The 14,533-nt window shown below is 68.9% G+C and carries 11 protein-coding genes; 4 read left to right on the top strand and 7 right to left on the bottom strand.

The annotated features are described in order from the left end of the window. Nucleotides 1-263: 263 nt before the first annotated feature. The gene (locus ACSDR0_RS41335; protein ID WP_435294420.1) at nt 264-5,060 is read left to right on the top strand and encodes a HEAT repeat domain-containing protein; all 4,797 of its coding nucleotides are present in this window, start codon (nt 264-266) and stop codon (nt 5,058-5,060) included. Between the two features lie 334 nt (nt 5,061-5,394). On the opposite strand, the gene ACSDR0_RS41340 is transcribed toward ACSDR0_RS41335, so the two are convergent. From ACSDR0_RS41340 to ACSDR0_RS41355, 4 genes are all read right to left on the bottom strand, one after another. Further along, nucleotides 5,395-6,447 carry an IS110 family transposase gene (locus ACSDR0_RS41340; RefSeq protein ID WP_435294421.1) on the bottom strand — a complete coding sequence of 351 codons (1,053 nt, stop codon included), beginning with the start codon at nt 6,445-6,447 and terminating at the stop codon, nt 5,395-5,397. Nucleotides 6,448-6,756: 309 nt separating this feature from the next. Continuing rightward, on the bottom strand, nt 6,757-7,938 hold the full coding sequence (locus ACSDR0_RS41345; RefSeq protein WP_435294422.1) for an NAD(P)/FAD-dependent oxidoreductase: 1,182 nt from the start codon (nt 7,936-7,938) through the stop codon (nt 6,757-6,759). Nucleotides 7,939-7,990: 52 nt separating this feature from the next. Next, nucleotides 7,991-8,866, bottom strand: coding sequence for an NAD(P)H-binding protein (locus ACSDR0_RS41350; RefSeq protein WP_435294423.1), 876 nt, complete (start codon nt 8,864-8,866; stop codon nt 7,991-7,993). 67 nt (nt 8,867-8,933) lie between these two features. Then, nucleotides 8,934-9,845, bottom strand: coding sequence for an NAD-dependent epimerase/dehydratase family protein (locus tag ACSDR0_RS41355; protein ID WP_435294424.1), 912 nt, complete (start codon nt 9,843-9,845; stop codon nt 8,934-8,936). 310 nt (nt 9,846-10,155) lie between these two features. On the opposite strand from ACSDR0_RS41355, the gene ACSDR0_RS41360 reads away from it, so the two are divergent. Next, nucleotides 10,156-10,782, top strand: a complete 627-nt coding sequence (locus ACSDR0_RS41360) for a TetR/AcrR family transcriptional regulator (protein WP_435294425.1) — start codon at nt 10,156-10,158, stop codon at nt 10,780-10,782. Between the two features lie 129 nt (nt 10,783-10,911). Continuing rightward, nucleotides 10,912-11,115: a hypothetical protein gene (locus ACSDR0_RS41365; protein ID WP_435294426.1), complete on the top strand. Its 204-nt coding sequence runs from the start codon at nt 10,912-10,914 to the stop codon at nt 11,113-11,115. A gap of 46 nt (nt 11,116-11,161) precedes the next feature. On the opposite strand, the gene ACSDR0_RS41370 is transcribed toward ACSDR0_RS41365, so the two are convergent. From ACSDR0_RS41370 to ACSDR0_RS41380, 3 genes are all read right to left on the bottom strand, one after another. Next, nucleotides 11,162-11,398, bottom strand: coding sequence for a hypothetical protein (locus ACSDR0_RS41370; protein ID WP_435294427.1), 237 nt, complete (start codon nt 11,396-11,398; stop codon nt 11,162-11,164). Between the two features lie 336 nt (nt 11,399-11,734). After that, nucleotides 11,735-11,917, bottom strand: a complete 183-nt coding sequence (locus tag ACSDR0_RS41375) for a hypothetical protein (RefSeq protein ID WP_435294428.1) — start codon at nt 11,915-11,917, stop codon at nt 11,735-11,737. 21 nt (nt 11,918-11,938) lie between these two features. Further along, a complete protein-coding gene (locus tag ACSDR0_RS41380) occupies nt 11,939-12,907 on the bottom strand; it encodes an NmrA/HSCARG family protein (protein ID WP_435294429.1) in 969 nt (322 codons plus the stop codon). A gap of 91 nt (nt 12,908-12,998) precedes the next feature. Between ACSDR0_RS41380 and ACSDR0_RS41385 the strand changes: the two genes are divergently transcribed. Next, the gene (locus ACSDR0_RS41385) at nt 12,999-13,469 is read left to right on the top strand and encodes a MarR family winged helix-turn-helix transcriptional regulator (RefSeq protein ID WP_435294430.1); all 471 of its coding nucleotides are present in this window, start codon (nt 12,999-13,001) and stop codon (nt 13,467-13,469) included. Nucleotides 13,470-14,533 lie beyond the last annotated feature (1,064 nt).

Raw genomic sequence — 14,533 nt, forward strand, 5'->3', positions numbered from 1 at the left:
CAACGCGAAGGGGGTTGCGCGTTCCATAGGCGCGTACACGGCATGCGTTACAGAGACGACCTGCGGGAACGCCATGTTGATCTTTGTGTATCGCGAACGATCGTTTCTGTGACATGGCTGAGCCGTTCTCAATCCGAAGCATTCGTGCGGTTCGGGTGGCCATGTGGGCTTGGGGGCTTCGCGGAACCCGTCGGCTCGTCGGGTGTGGAAGCCGTTTCGCTACGCTTGGCGCTATTTGATGGCCCGGATGGAGTTGATTGCGCGTGACGTCAGTCGACGATACGGTCCTTACCGCCATACGCCGCGCTGATGCGGAGCGGCTATCAGCCAGTCTTGATCCGTTGAGGTGTCCGCCAGCCATCCTGCAGCTTCTTATCAGGCATGAGGATCCACAACTGCGGGGATTGGGCCTCGTATGCCTAGCCGAACGCCTTGAAGCGAGACGAGATGAAGATCGTTCCGAGCTGGCCGGATTCGCGGCGTCGTTGCCGGGCTCGCTGGCTGGTCCGCCGGAGGCGACGCTGGTCTTGGCGCACCTTTACCTCCAGCTGCGGGCCTACGTCCGGCCTCGGCCCTGGCCGGAGTGGCGCGGGGCGGATCTGCCGACCCGGGTCCAAATCGCCTGGCTGAGCGCCGAGATCGCTGACCGGCCTGAGACCTTGCGGGACGAGCCTGTGGGCGAACTGCTCTACCAGGCCGTCCGTGGGATCGGCGCGGCTGACGTGGACGAGCCGGAGAGTCTTGCCCGGGAGTTGTCGAACCGGCTCGATCCTGTGTTGCGGGCGGAGGCTCTGCGGGTTACTCGCGAGGCCGCGCACGCCGGCTTGCTGGCACCGGCACGAACCCGGACGCTCGTGGTGGGGCTCGCCGGATCGATCGCCGGGGAACCCGTCAAGGACGCTGCCGCGGCCGACCTCGCCGCGGCAGCGCTGCGTGAGCTGTCAGAGCCCTGGGCCGCGTTGGATCCGCTGCCACCAGAGCACCTGTACCGACTCCTCGAGACCGGGCTCGACTCCATCGTCTCCGCAGTGGCCGACGCGGCGATCGAAGCCGCAGCTCACCACGGGCATCAGGACGTGCTCCGCGACGTGGCTGCCGACCGAAATCGGCCCCCAGTGCTCCGACGGCGCGCGCTGGAGCTGCTCGGGGACCTTGCGAGCCGCGACGACATCCGCAACCTCGTGGGCTTGGCTGCCACCGACCCGCTCTTGCTCGCCGGGCCGGTCGTCCGGTGCCTGCGCGGCCTACACCGGCGTGGGCACTTCCCAGCAGGCGACGACGCGCCGGCGATCGTGAGCCTGGGCATCGCCGACCACTCGATCCCTGCGGGAGAGGTCGCCGCCATCTTGTTCACGTGCCGGCGCGAGACGCTCCAGGAGCTGACGGCGGCGGCCGTGGACGATCCGCACTGGCCGCGGCGGCTGGAACTCCTGGTCGCCTTGGCCGCTCAGGGCACCGTGGATCTGCCGGTGGGTGAGAAGGTCACTGATCTGCTGCGCACCGCGCCGGATCCGCGCCCGTTCTTGCGAGCGATCCGCGCGTTGCGCCATACGACCGCCGAGGAGGCCGTCATCGCCGCGCTAACCCGGTCACCGACGGCGGCGCTGGAGGCTCTTGAAGCCGTGGGCGGAGCCCGAACGGTCACAGCGCTGCGAGACGGGCTAGGCCTGGACGGACCACACGGCAGAAACGCTGTCGGCACCGTGGTGTCCTACCTGCGACCGGTTCGCCACCGGGCCCTGGAAGTGCTGTGGCATCTCACCGAGGACCCCGACCGGCGACAGTCGATCCTGGTTCGGCTCGACCCGCAGGATCTGCCTCGTCGAATCGCCGCCGATCTCGGCGGCCCGGACGAACGGGAACTGGCGTTGCTCCGCGCGGGCCTGGACCCGGATAAGCCCGTGGCCGCCCTGTGCGCGCTGGCACGCAACGGCAGCTCCAGTATGGTGTCCGCCATCGCCGACCTGCTGCTGCGGGTCGTGTCCGACCTCGCGGCCTCCTGGGCGCCGGGCGCGTCCGGCGGCAGCGGCGAACCGGCGGTGCCGCCGGAAGTCGTTGCGGCCATCGGTGACCTAGGTGGTCGCCTCCACGCAAGGGGGAAGATCCGGCCGCGCTGTCTTTTGGACGCCGCGGACGCGCGGGAGGCCGGCGACGCGCTCGTCGCGAGCATCGCGCTCGATCTACTGGACCGCCCCGCGCTCATGGCGGCTGAGCAAATGATCCTGCTCAGCCTGCTCCTCCAGACCTCCCACCGCGCAATCCGGTCACGAGTACATCCGCTGCTACGCCACCGTGACCGCCATGTCCGCAAGCACGTCATCGCGTTACTCGCCCGCGACGCCGATGGCGAGGACGCACAGGCATTGTCGGCAAGCCTGATCCCGCTCACCACCGCCCCCGACGTACAGACCGTACGGCAGGCGCTGCTCGCGCTCGGGCACGCGCGCGCGTGCTGGGCCGCAGCGGCGATCGCGGCCTGTCTCGACCATCCCAACATGAACGTCAAGAAGACCGCCGCGACCGCGCTGATCCACGCCGGAGCCCCGGTGGCCGTGCCGAAGCTGCTGTTCTGGCTCGGCCGGCACGACAACCCGGGCCTGCGTGCCGCGCTCATCGAGGCGTTGCGGACAATCCTCGGCAACGCCTACGCCGCCACCGTCGTCGCCGCGGCCGACCGCGCCGGCGACAACCGTACCCGTGACCTGCTACTGGCCGGACTCGATGGCTCACTGTCCGCCCGTGCCGTCGGCGCGCTCGCCGACCAGGGGGCACAGGTAGGGGCCACCTTGCTCTCCCTCGTCGCCGCAGGCCAACTCACCCTTAGTGCGGGTACGGCTGCGGAACTGGCAGATCGGATGGCAGCCCACGGCATCACACCGCCAGCCGCCCGGCCAGCCGCCGATCTCGACGCCCTGGCGAGCCACGGCTGGAACACCGAGACCGCAAGGCGCCTTGCGGAAAGGTACGAGCTGGGCCTCGACGAGCCAACCACCGAACGGCTGACCCGGCTCCGGCCGATGCTGGCACGTTGGCTGGAACTGGCCGCCGAAGAGCCAGAACATCGCAGCCGAGTCCTGCGGTTCACCCTGCAGCTGTGCCCCCCGCCGTGGACAGCCAGCGAGACGGAGACCTTCGCCCGGTCGGTACGGACGCTGGTCGCAGGGCTGGCCGACATCGGCGATGCTCACCGCAACCATCTCCTCACACTGCTTGAAGACACGATCGCGCGGCTGTCCTCCACCGACGTGTTCGACATCGCCGCGTGGATTCGCACGCTGCCGCCGGAGGCCGCGGGGAGCCGGTCCGCGCTGATGCTGCTGCGCCGATGCGGCGCAGTGCTGACCCGCACCGATCTCGGGCGGGCGCTGGCCGCCGCCCGCGCGGGCGCGAACCCGTGGCTGGCTGAAGAGGAGGTGTTGCGGGAGGCCTTCGGGCTGCCGCGACCGATCACCGCCGCATCGAGCAGCAGCGCTGAGACGCACGAGCGCCCCGCCGTACGCCGATGGCGGGAGGCCATCGCTGCGGCCGCCCGCGCACCCGACACCCTCCGGCGATTCCGCGTCGCCGACCGGCCCGTAGACGGTCTCGACTCCCAAGACTCTGACGAGGTCTCCCACGGACACCGCGCCTGTGCTGGTCGCGACGGACGCCCAGCGGATTCACGCGACCGGCTCAACGCACTGATCTGCGTCTTCCCGGCCGCCGACACGGAGGTGCGCGACGTCCTGCTGGACTGGATGATCGAGCTGCAGCCATTCGACGCGCCATCGTGGACCATCACGGAGGACGCCCGCCGGTCCACGTCAACCGCCCGTGTATCTCGTCCCGGTGATCGGGGCCAGCCCCGCTCAGCGGTCCTGTATGAACGCCTGCTGGAGATGCTGGACGATCCCGTGCAGGATCAACGCGAAGCCGCGGCCGGTGCCTTGCTGAGCTGGCCCGAACCCCAGTTCCGGCTCACGGTGCTGCGTGCCTTCCTCTACGGCCGGGTCGACCTCAGCATCACCGCGGATCTCGCGCATGCCCTGACCCTCATGAGCGAGACCGAAATGCGCGAGGTCGGCGAGCATGACTCCGGCGCCGACGCGGCTTGCGAACGGATCGCCCGCGTCGCCGCCCATCTGGACCCGCCGGACGTGGAACGACTCATCCCCCTATTGTTGTCATGGTGGGAACATGGCGGACCCTCCCTTCATGCGTCAGCCGAGCGGGCGTTGCGGAAGGCGGCCCCCGACGTCCTGGCCGAGACCCTGTCCGGCCGTCTCGAAGCCGGAGCCTGGGGCCTGTTTGATCTCATCTCAGGCGTTGCGCTGCTGCGTACCCCCACGCTGGTAAGGGCGCGCCAGCGGCTACGCGAAGAAGGGCGCGACGACCTGGCCGACAAAATCGTGCTGGCGGAAGGGCCGCTACGCCCTCCCCATGCGGCCCAGCAGGACGTCGCCGCTCTCTCGGCACTTCGCAGCCGAACCCGTGTCCCACAAGCGGCCGCTCGGGAACAACAGCCGCCCCGGGCGGAACTGCTCCGCCTGGCCCGTACCGGCGGCCCCGAGCAGATCCGCCGGGCGCTGACCCTGCTCGCCGAGCGTTACGACGACGCCCCCGCCCGCCTGCGCCGACACGACGCGGACCAGCCAGCGGATCGCGATCCCGAGCTCAAGGAACTACTCGTCGAGTCGCTCGGCCATCTCGAGGCGAGAGTCCGGCTCCACGCCCACCGGATCTCCCGCAAGGTGATGAACCACGGGGACTACCTGGAACAGACCTTGTTGCTGCTGGACGACCGGCAACCCGACATTGTGCGTTCGGCGGTCAAGACCTTGTGCCACGCGGCGTGGAAGCCAGCCATCCCCGCACTGGTCGACCTGCTCATGCACTCCCACCCCGCCGTCCGAAGGGCCACCTCCGACGGACTCGTGCTCCTCGGCGCGCCGACGATCCCTGCCCTCAGGCACGCCGCAGGCAAGGCACGCCCGGACAAACGGCACCTCTACACCACTGTGCTAGAGAAGATCACGTCCACGATCACCGCTGACCTGGATCCCAACGGCCGACCAGGGTGACCAAGTCCACGCCGACCGCCACCGCCCGATCTCAGCTATGCGGCGGGGGTTGAGGAACTAACGCTGAGCCCTATCGCCCCAGGTCAGCCCACTGCAGCGGGCTGCCTGCCTCTGGCCGTCACGGGCAGGGGTCTCGGACTTGAACGTCTCGGGATTACTCCGGCATCTCGCGCCACGCTAACGACCGGGGGCCTGTTCCCGCAGGTCACGATGCTCGCTACGTACCTTTGTGTCACCCCGTCCCAGCTGAGGGTCCAGCACAACGGAACGGCCGGTCACGGTAAGAACCATGATCACGTGCCCTTAGCGTGACTTTTCGAGGCTGCTATATCTGTCAAGCGGTTGCCTGGAGGGGGTCTGGGTCGCGTTCGAGAAGCTTGAATAGTTGCCGGGAGAGGGCTCTTTTAAGGCAGCGACGGGCTTCGCGTGGGGTTTTTCCTTCGGAGACGCGGCGGGCGATGTAGGCGTGGGTGTCGGAGTCGACGCGAGCCCGGACGAGGATGATGGTGTGTAGCGCCCGGTTGAGCTGGCGGTTGCCGCCGCGGTTGAGCCGGTGGCGGTTGGTGAGACCTGAGGATGCCGGGATGGGAGCCGTGCCGGCGAAGGCGGCCTCGGAGCGAAACCGTCCGGGATGAGACCAGCTGATGAGGATCTGCGCCGCGCTGATGGCCCCCACGCCGACCTGCTGCAGCAGTTCGGGCTTGATCTCGTTGACCAGGGCTGTGATCTCCCCTTCCAGTGCCTTGGCCTCGGCGCGCAGCGTCTGAATGCGTTGGGCCGTGGAGCGCAGGGCCCGGACGGTCATGCGGTGTTCCAAGGTTCGACAGGGCCGGTCTCGCAGCTTGGCGCAGTAGCTGATCTGGGCTTTGCCGCCAATGGAACGGATTTCGCCGCGCAGATCGTCGGGTGCCGAGACGACCAGGGACTTTAGGTGGTTGATCGCCGCGGTAGTCGCGCTGACGGCGCCCTGGCGGGTGGTCAGGAGCACCCTGAGCGCCTCGCGTTCTGCGCGGCGGCGGGGTTGGATGAGATGCTCGCTGGTCAACGCCTCACGAGCGGCGCGGATCGCATCCAGGGCATCGGTCTTGCGACCGCCACGTTGAGCTGGTCGCCCGGGGCGACAGACCTCCACCACTTTTTCGCCGCAGGCCTGCAGAAACGTGGCCAGGCCCGCGCCGTAGCTACCGGTTCCTTCAAGAGCCCAGCAGCGTCGACCGGGAAGGTGCTCGCGGGCGAACTCCAGGAGCCGAAGGTAGCCGTGAGCGTCGGTGGTCGCCTCGGCGTGGGCAAGGACGGCTCCCAGTGAACTGACCGCGGCGGCGGCCAGGGTGTCGCGGTGAGTGTCGACCCTGATGACGCCATCGACCTGTTCTGCCAGCATGGACATGCGGTTGTCTCCCTTTCAGAGGCGACTGCGGTTGGCGTCGGCCTGAATGGGATCACCACGCGGCAAAACTGTGACGAGTCACGCCGCGAGCGGCGGACGAGCTGCTGATCAAGCCAACGGGGTGGGCCAGGCCGACGCCGGCACTCGGCAGACATCTCGAAAACAAGGCAGCCCTGTACCGGGCGCCAGTTCCAAATGTGGGTCATACCAAGTGCCAGCGCCGAGCGTGGCAGGCCCAACCGGGCCGCAGGCCAAGAATCACAGTTCCGATGCTCGTCATGCCCCTAATACGTAGTAAGACGTTCGCCCTCAGGCCGCGGGCTTGCGGGAGGCGCGGCCGCCCTTCGAGACGATGGTGGTGACGTTCATGCGCTTGCTGAGGCGGTACGTCGTGAGAGGGCTGCCACTGACCGTCTCCTTGTACGCGACGGCGGCCGGGCCGGTGAGGTACCAGCGGCCGGGGGTGTCGTCGGCCTTGGTGAACTGGATGACCGCGTCGCGACGGCCCAGGCTGACCGGCTGGTGGAAGTAGCCGAACCGAAACGGCTTGACCGATTTGCCGCGCAGCCGGCGGGCGATGGCGTCGGCGGTGTACTGGGCGGTGGGCATGCCACTCTGGCAGGTCCCGTGGATCTGCCCCCAGGCCAGGCGGACCGCTGCGGCGTCGCCGATCGCGTGGATCTCGGGGTGGGAGGTCGACCGGAGGGTGGCGTCGACCAGGATCAGGCCGCGCTCGTCGACTGCGATCCCGGCGTCGGCGGCGAGCGGCGAGACCTTCACGCCGGTGGTCCAGAGGCAGGCGCTGGAGTGGAGCAGTTCGCCGCCCTCCAGTTCGACCGCGTCGGGGAGAACCTTGGTGACCTTGGCGCCGACCTTGAGCGTGATGCCCAGCCGTTCGATGGCACGCATCAGGTAGGCGCGGGCCTTGCCGCCCATCATCGTGGCGGGCTCGTCGAGGCTGATCAGCGTGACGTTCAGGCCGGGATGGCTCTCGGCGATCTCGGCGGCTGCCTCGATGCCGGTGAGCCCGCCGCCGCAGACGGTGACGGCGCCGTTGGCCTTGGCCACCTCGGTGAGGCGGGTGGCGAACCGGTCGGCGATCTGGGGGCTGTTGAGGGTGAACGCGTGAATGTCGGCGCCGGGGACCTTGCCGGTGTCGGTCGAGCTGCCAACGGCATACACCAGGGTGTCGTAGTCCAGCGTCGCCGCGCCGTCGTCCACCACGACCCGGCGCGCGTCCGTGTCGATGGCGGTGGCGGCGCCTTGCACGAAGGTGACGCCGGTTCCGGCAAGCAGGTCGGGGATCTGGTGGTCGGCCAGGCGCTGCCCGGCGGCGATCTGGTGCATCCGCAGCCGCTCGGTGAACCGGCTCGAAGGGTTGACCAGCGTAGTCTGGACGTTGAGCCGCCGGGTACGGTGGGCCAGGCGGATGGCGCTGAACATGCCCGTGTAGCCGCCGCCGATGACCACGATCTGGTGGGTGTTGTGCATGATGTCTCTCCTTGCCGAGTAGCGGGGCGGGGGTGTCTATGCGTCAGGGCGGTCAGAGAGTGGGCGACGCCTGCCCGGTGGTGATCAGCCCGCCGAAGGCGGGTGCGTTGTCGCGTGCCCAGTCGGCGAAGGTGAGTGCGGGTCGACCCAGTAGGTCTTCCACGGTGCTGGTGGTGGGGCCTGGGCGGTTGGCGTAGTCGGCCAGGGAACCGAGCAAGCGGGCGGGGACCTCCTCGGGCAGCCCTTGCGCGAGCATGCCCTGTCGTACTTGCTCGGACGGGAACTCCTGGAAGGACAGCTCCCGGCCGATGGTGGCGCCGATGAGCCGCACTTTCTCGAACTGGTCCAGTGACTGCGGTCCGGTCAGTGTGTAAATCGAACCCGTGTGCCCGCTGGTCCGGAGCGCTTGTACGGCGACGGCCGCGATGTCGATTTCGTGGATCGGCGAGGTGGCGGCCTGGCCGTACGCTCCGCGCACCACATCACCGGCCTTGATCTGGGGCGCCCAGGCCAGTGCGTTGGCGGCGAAGTCGGCCAGGCGCAGGACCGTCCAGTCCAGGCCGGAGCTGGTGACGAGGTCCTCGGCGAGCTTGAACTGGGCAGCGAAGCGGGCTTCCCCCGCTGGATACTCCACAGTGGTGGCCGACAGCAGCACCGCGCGCCGTACGCCTTGCTTGGCGGCCAGCTTCAGCAGGTCGCCAAGGCCGGGGCCGGTGGCACGCGGACTGATCTGTATGGCTTCCACTCCTTCCAGCGCCGCCTCAATCCATCCGGGACGAAACAAATCACCACTGACGACTCTCACGCCATCGGGAAGCCGGGCCTCGCCGGGATTGCGGGTGACCGTGGTGACGGCCGCGCCCTCCTGCAGCAACAGGTTCAACGTCTTGCGTCCGACGACGCCGTTGGCTCCGGTGATCAGAATCATGACGGTTGTTCCTTTGCTCGAAGTGGAGACGATGGATGTGGCATCAAGGCGTGCTGCGAGGCGCGGCTCACGCCAACTCCTCCTTGAAACCCTGCCGCCAGGAGGGGTAGCGCAGCCGCCAGCCGAGCCCCCGCTTGGCCTTGGCGTTGGAGAAGCCGCGCCCCTCGGTCATCATCGCCACCGCCGTCCTTCCGGCCAGCAGCTGGGCCAGCCAGACGGGGACCCGCACCGGCGGTTTGGCTCCCGCGCACGCGGCCAGGTAGGGCAGCCACTCGGCGGCTGGGGCCGGCTCGTCGTCGACGATGTTGAACACGCCCTTGACTCTCTGCTCCACGGCCAGGACGGTGGCGCTCGCCGCGTCGTCGAGATGCACCCACGAGCTGTGCCCGGCGCCGTTACCGATGACCGGGTACTGCCGCTTGCGCACGAGTTCGGCCTGATCGTCGGTGGCGCCCGGACCGTAGAACGCGCCGTACCGCAGAACCGCGCCGCCGGCCTTGAGAACCACGTCCTCCAGATGGCGGATCGCCTCCGCCCCCCTGCCCGTGCTCGTCGGGTCCAGCGGATCCTCCTCGGTCTTCACCCATCCGCCTGTACGGATGCCGTTCCAGGAGGCGTAGCTCTGCGCGACGAAGTGGGACACGTCGGTCGCTTCCGCGGCAGCCAGCAAGTGGTCCGTCCCCTCGGTACGCAGCCGGTTGGTGGTGGCGAACCAGCGGTCGAAGTGCTTGATATCGGGCTTGCCGGAGATGGCGGTCATCTGGTGCACGATCACCTCCGGCCGGGCCTGGGTCACCGCCTGGCCGACCGAACTCGCATCCAGCCCGTCCATCACGACCGCCTCGGCGCCCATCTGCTCCAGCAGGCCCAGCTTGGCCGGTCTCGTTGTCGTCGCGGTCACCTGGTGGCCACGCGCCACGAGCTGCGGTACCAGTCGCCGCCCTAACACCCCGGCTCCTCCCGCCACGAACACCCGCATGACCATCTCCTTTCGACGTAGGTGTCTGCCCCAAGACGAACAGCCCGGCCGGTTCGTGACATGGAAGGCACGACAGCCAGGAAAGACCGTTCACTGCTGTTGATCCCTGCCCCCAAAAGATGCATGGGGGCAGGGAGCCCGCGCAGTGCGCTAGCCCTGCCTGCGTACGACCTAAGCCTCGCTCAGAGAATCACAGAAGTGCAGTAATTGCACTGCTGTGCAGTTAATGCATCAAGGTATACTCAAGTCGTGAGCGGCCGTCAATACAGCCGCCGGCCAACCCGATCGACCTGAGGGATGAAAGGACACGATGACCAGTGGGGACCCAGTCCGCCGCGGCGGGCGCGAAGCGCAGCGCCGCCGCACCCGCAAAGCGATCGTCGACGCGGCGGTCCGGCTGAGCACCGGCGGCGCGACGCCGTCCATCGACGAGATCGCCGCCGACGCCGACGTGTCACGTCGCACGATCTACACGTATTTCCCGACTCTCGACCACCTGCTGATCGACGCGACCGCCGGCGCGATCAACGAACCCCCGATCGAGCAGGCACTGGCCGACCCCGCGCTCGCCACCGATGCCGCAGCCCGCGTAGACGCCCTCATCCGGACCCTGCTGGAGTACTCACCGCAATCGCTTCCCCTGGGCCGCCGACTGATCCGCCTGACCGTCGATATGCCAGTGAACGACACCCAAGGGCCGGCCGCCCCGCGCCGGACCCAGCGCCGGGTGGGATGGCTGGAGCGGGCCTGCGAACCGCTCCGCAGCACCCTGAGCGAGGAGTCATTCCAGCGCCTGATCTCGGCCCTGACCATCGTGGTCGGCTGGGAGGCACAGATCGCCCTGCGCGACGTCCGCGGCCTGGGCCCCCAGGCCGAACAGGAGACCATCACCTGGGCAGCACGTGCCCTGGTAGAAGCGGCGATCAAGGAACGGTGACCACCGCGCTGGCGTTCCGGCAGGCGATCTGGCGCAAGGCCGAGCCGCCCTGGCACGTGTGCGGGATCCCCGAGGCATTCCATCTCGATCACGGCAGCGACTTCACCTCCTCCCATCTGGAAGCAGGTGATGGCCGATCTGCGTGTGCGGCCGACGTTCGGCAAGAAGGGCCGGCCGCACGGCCACGGCAAGATCGAGCGGTTCATGGGGACCATGAACCGGCAGTTGGCCACGACCCCGCTGTCGAGGATGACCTCCCATTCCGCGGCAGGGGTGCGCAGTTGGCGCTCCACCGAGGTGAGGACGACCTCGGCGACGTGCGGGCGGTGGTGAGAGCGGCGGCCTGGGATCTCCGAAAGGAGTCTTCAGGTCTCCGGGGTCAGTGGAAGGCGGCGACGCAGAAGGGCACGCCGTGGTCGTGGAAGTCGGCGTTGGGCCGCCGAGGCACCGGGGGGTTGCGCTCGTGCACCATCTTCAGCGGTTCATCCAGGCTGAGGGGGTAGCCGGACTCGGCCACGATGCTGGTTCCGGGCCGGGACAGATAGGTGGTCCAGGCCTTCACGGTGGTCAGTCCCTGCTGCGGGTGGGCCCGCAGCAGCTCGACGAACGCGCGCACGTCAGCGGCGTAGCCTGCGCGGGTGTTGTCGTTGTCGAGGCCGTTCAGCCAGGTCTCGATCGGCCCGGCCGCCGGGCAGCCCGCCCCCAGGGCGCGCGCCAGCGGCAGCCGGGCGGCCGCCGACTCGCTGAGGGCGGCGCGCTCGGCGGCGCTCAGCCCAGCGCCGCACCCCCGAGACGGGCCGTCTCGGCGGCTCCGGAGCGGAGCTCGGGCAGCCAGGTCACCGCAGGTCCCGGCCGTATGCGCTGACTGCGGGCAGGGTGGGGCCGGGCGATGTGGCGGCGGCGAGCCGCCGCACCGGGCCCTGGCCGGGCAGCGCCGGGAGGTGGCCGGTGCTCACCGCTGCTCCTCGCCCTGGGCGCGGCACACGGCCGCATACTGGCTGGCGAGCTCGGCGCGCAGCTCGGCGATTTGCCCGGACAGCTCAGTGCGCACCCGACCGGTCTCGGCGCGGGCCGTCTCGGCGGCGGTCAGCGCCGCCTCCCGGCCGGTGTCGGCGGCGGTTGCGCGGGCGGCCACCCCCGCCCTGGCTGGAGGTGGTCAGTGCGGGATGGCGTCCCGGTGGGTGGCCAGCCACGTGTCGAAGGACTGCAACCGCGGGTTGAGCTCGCGTAGCAGCTCGCCGTCGATGAGGTCGACGATGTCCTGCTCGGCCGTGATCAGGTACTGGAGCATGTTGCCGACCTCCCCTGCGCCCGGGAAGCCCGCAGCCCGGATCTGGTCGGGACCGACCGCCTGATAAGTCACCGCCTCACCGAGCGCCTGGCCCAGCGCGGCGGCGTACTGGTCCCCGGTGAGCACGGAGCCGGCGACGCTCACCCTCCTGCCGGCCAGCACCTCACCGCGGCGGAAAACGCCGAACGCGGTCCTGCCGATGTCCTCCGCGGCCTGCGCGGGCACCCGCGCGTCGCCGAATCCGAGGTGCAGCACCAGCGCGCCCTGCTCGTCGCGCCGGGGCGCGAACATGTCCTGGAACGCCTCGTAGTACACGTTCGCCTGCAGGAACGTGGTGGGCACCCCCGATTCCAGGAAGAGCCGGTCAGCCTCGGCCTTGCCGTCGGCATGCGGCACTTTGTACGTGCCGCCGAAGGTCGGCGTGCCGTCGCCCGGCCGGAAGTAGCCCCGGGTGTCGGGCAGCGTGGACCAGATGAAATGACGCACGCCGGCGTCCCGGCCGGCCCGCGCCGCGTTGCTGGCCTGCTCCAGCTCCCTGGTGGTCGCGGGACGCGCCTGCTCCTCCTCGTGCGTGCGCGGCTCCCAGAAGTTGGTCACCACGAACACGCCGTGCGCGCCTTTGAACGCCTCGCGCAGGCCGGCCGCGTCGTCGAGGTCGGCCTCGACGACCTCGGCCCCGAGCGCGGCCAGTTCCTCGGCCCGCGCCGAACCCGGGTCCCGGGTAAGGGCCCGCGCGGCAAACCGCCCACTCTGATCGGCCAGGATCGCGCGGACCACGCCTCCCCCCTGAGCGCCCGTCGCGCCTACCACCGCGATGATCTGCTGTTCACTCATCGGAACAACCCCCTCGAATTAGGTTGATGCATCAACCTGGTCACCGTACCGCGCCGGGTTGATACGTCAACCAGCGGGTACCATGGCCGTCATGGGATGGGAGCAGGAACTCGGCCAGGCCGACCGGATGTGGCGCACCTACATCGAGATGTCCAAGCACCTCGGCTCACACCTGCAACAGCACGTGCAGCGCGACCACGAGCTGTCCGCGGCCGATTTCGAGGTCCTGGTCAGGCTCGCGGAATCGGCGGACCGGCGGATGCCCATCGCGCAACTGGCCGCCGCCACCCAGTGGGAGAAGAGTCGCCTGTCCCACCAGCTCACCCGAATGACGCAACGCGGACTGGTCGAGCGAGTCGATTCCGACCGCCGCTACCCCGATGTCCTGCTGACCGACAAGGGACACGCGGCCATCAACTCGGCCGTTCCGGCGCACACCGAAATGGTCCACGCCCTGTTCATCGACGTGCTCGGCCCCGAGCGGCTGGCAAGCTTCGCCGAAGCCTGCGCCGACGTGCTCCGCGCACTCGACGTCCACCGGGAGCAGGACTGCTCGTTGTGACGAGCGACCGGCCGAAGGGGCGGCACGGTGCGGCTTCAGTGGCCGAGGGCGCGGTCGGCCGGCTCGGCGACCTCGGTGGTCGAGGCGCGGAAATGGCGGGCGGTGGTCTCGATGCAAGTCCGCCCCCGAGGCCCGGCCGCGGCGCGACATCGTCGCCGGCACCGCGCGCAGCGAGCCGGTACGCGAGGTGATCCGCCAGACCGTTTGCAGACCCGCCTCTTTCCCCAGCCGATCGCGCCGTCTCACGCCCTGGCCTGCCAGTAGGAGTGGAACGGCGAACCGGGTTTGGTGTCACATCTTTTGAGTGCGCCACGAGGCGCTGTGAGTCCGTGTGGAGGTGAAAGACCTGCACCGTTGTCCTGTCGCAGCAGGATGGCGAAGCTGAGGGCAGCCTGATCCGGGTGATGCCGAGGAGGGCGGGAGCAGCCTTGACAAACCCGGGGTGCGTCAGCACTGCCAGATGGCGTAGGTCCGGGGAGCGATGACGAAGAGGAGCACGCGAGGAACCGGCGTAGTTACGTTCTTTAACTGTGACACCGGCTCGAAATCTGGCGGATTTGGGCCGGGCGCAGCGCGTCTCAACGCTTGCTAAGCGAAGAGAACTTTCCGTGGGGAATTCAATATCCACGCGGAGAGGCCACGAAGAAGGTCTGCGGCGTATTCGTGGCGATGCTGCTGGGACAGAGTCGGACTCCTCCTTCGCCGAACGGATTTCAGTGAACGTGGGAACCATCTGAGTTGGTTCCCGGAAGGCGGGCTGCCAGCCTGTCGACCGGGATAGGCGCATCGACCGCCGAATGGTTCAGATGGGGCGGAGCCGCCGTAGTACTTCGAGGCCGGGAAAGCCGGTCACATGGGGAAGGGCGGCAGCAGTGTCGAGAAGGACTGGAGGTTGTAATGACGCAAGATGCGTCGCCGAATGGCGCCGCTCTTGGCCGGGCCCCGGAGGGGTCATGGTCGAAGGTAGCGTGGATACAGGCCAAGCTTCACCGTTGGCTGTGATCCGTTCCTCCGAAACCGCCGTTGGCGGGGGATGGAGGGGGCCGGGGATATTTTTTCCGGCC

The sequence above is a fragment of the Streptosporangium sp. G11 genome (assembly GCF_051192615.1).
Classification (GTDB): Bacteria; Actinomycetota; Actinomycetes; order Streptosporangiales; family Streptosporangiaceae; genus Streptosporangium.

Excerpts from the sequence above, each read along its gene's own strand:
- ACSDR0_RS41340 (WP_435294421.1), bottom strand. The coding sequence starts at position 6,447 with ATGTCCATGCTGGCAGAACAGGTCGATGGCGTCATCAGGGTCGACACT.
- ACSDR0_RS41345 (WP_435294422.1), bottom strand. The coding sequence starts at position 7,938 with ATGCACAACACCCACCAGATCGTGGTCATCGGCGGCGGCTACACGGGC.
- ACSDR0_RS41350 (WP_435294423.1), bottom strand. The coding sequence starts at position 8,866 with ATGATTCTGATCACCGGAGCCAACGGCGTCGTCGGACGCAAGACGTTG.
- ACSDR0_RS41355 (WP_435294424.1), bottom strand. The coding sequence starts at position 9,845 with ATGCGGGTGTTCGTGGCGGGAGGAGCCGGGGTGTTAGGGCGGCGACTG.
- ACSDR0_RS41360 (WP_435294425.1), top strand. The coding sequence starts at position 10,156 with ATGACCAGTGGGGACCCAGTCCGCCGCGGCGGGCGCGAAGCGCAGCGC.
- ACSDR0_RS41365 (WP_435294426.1), top strand. The coding sequence starts at position 10,912 with ATGGCCGATCTGCGTGTGCGGCCGACGTTCGGCAAGAAGGGCCGGCCG.
- ACSDR0_RS41380 (WP_435294429.1), bottom strand. The coding sequence starts at position 12,907 with ATGAGTGAACAGCAGATCATCGCGGTGGTAGGCGCGACGGGCGCTCAG.
- ACSDR0_RS41385 (WP_435294430.1), top strand. The coding sequence starts at position 12,999 with ATGGGATGGGAGCAGGAACTCGGCCAGGCCGACCGGATGTGGCGCACC.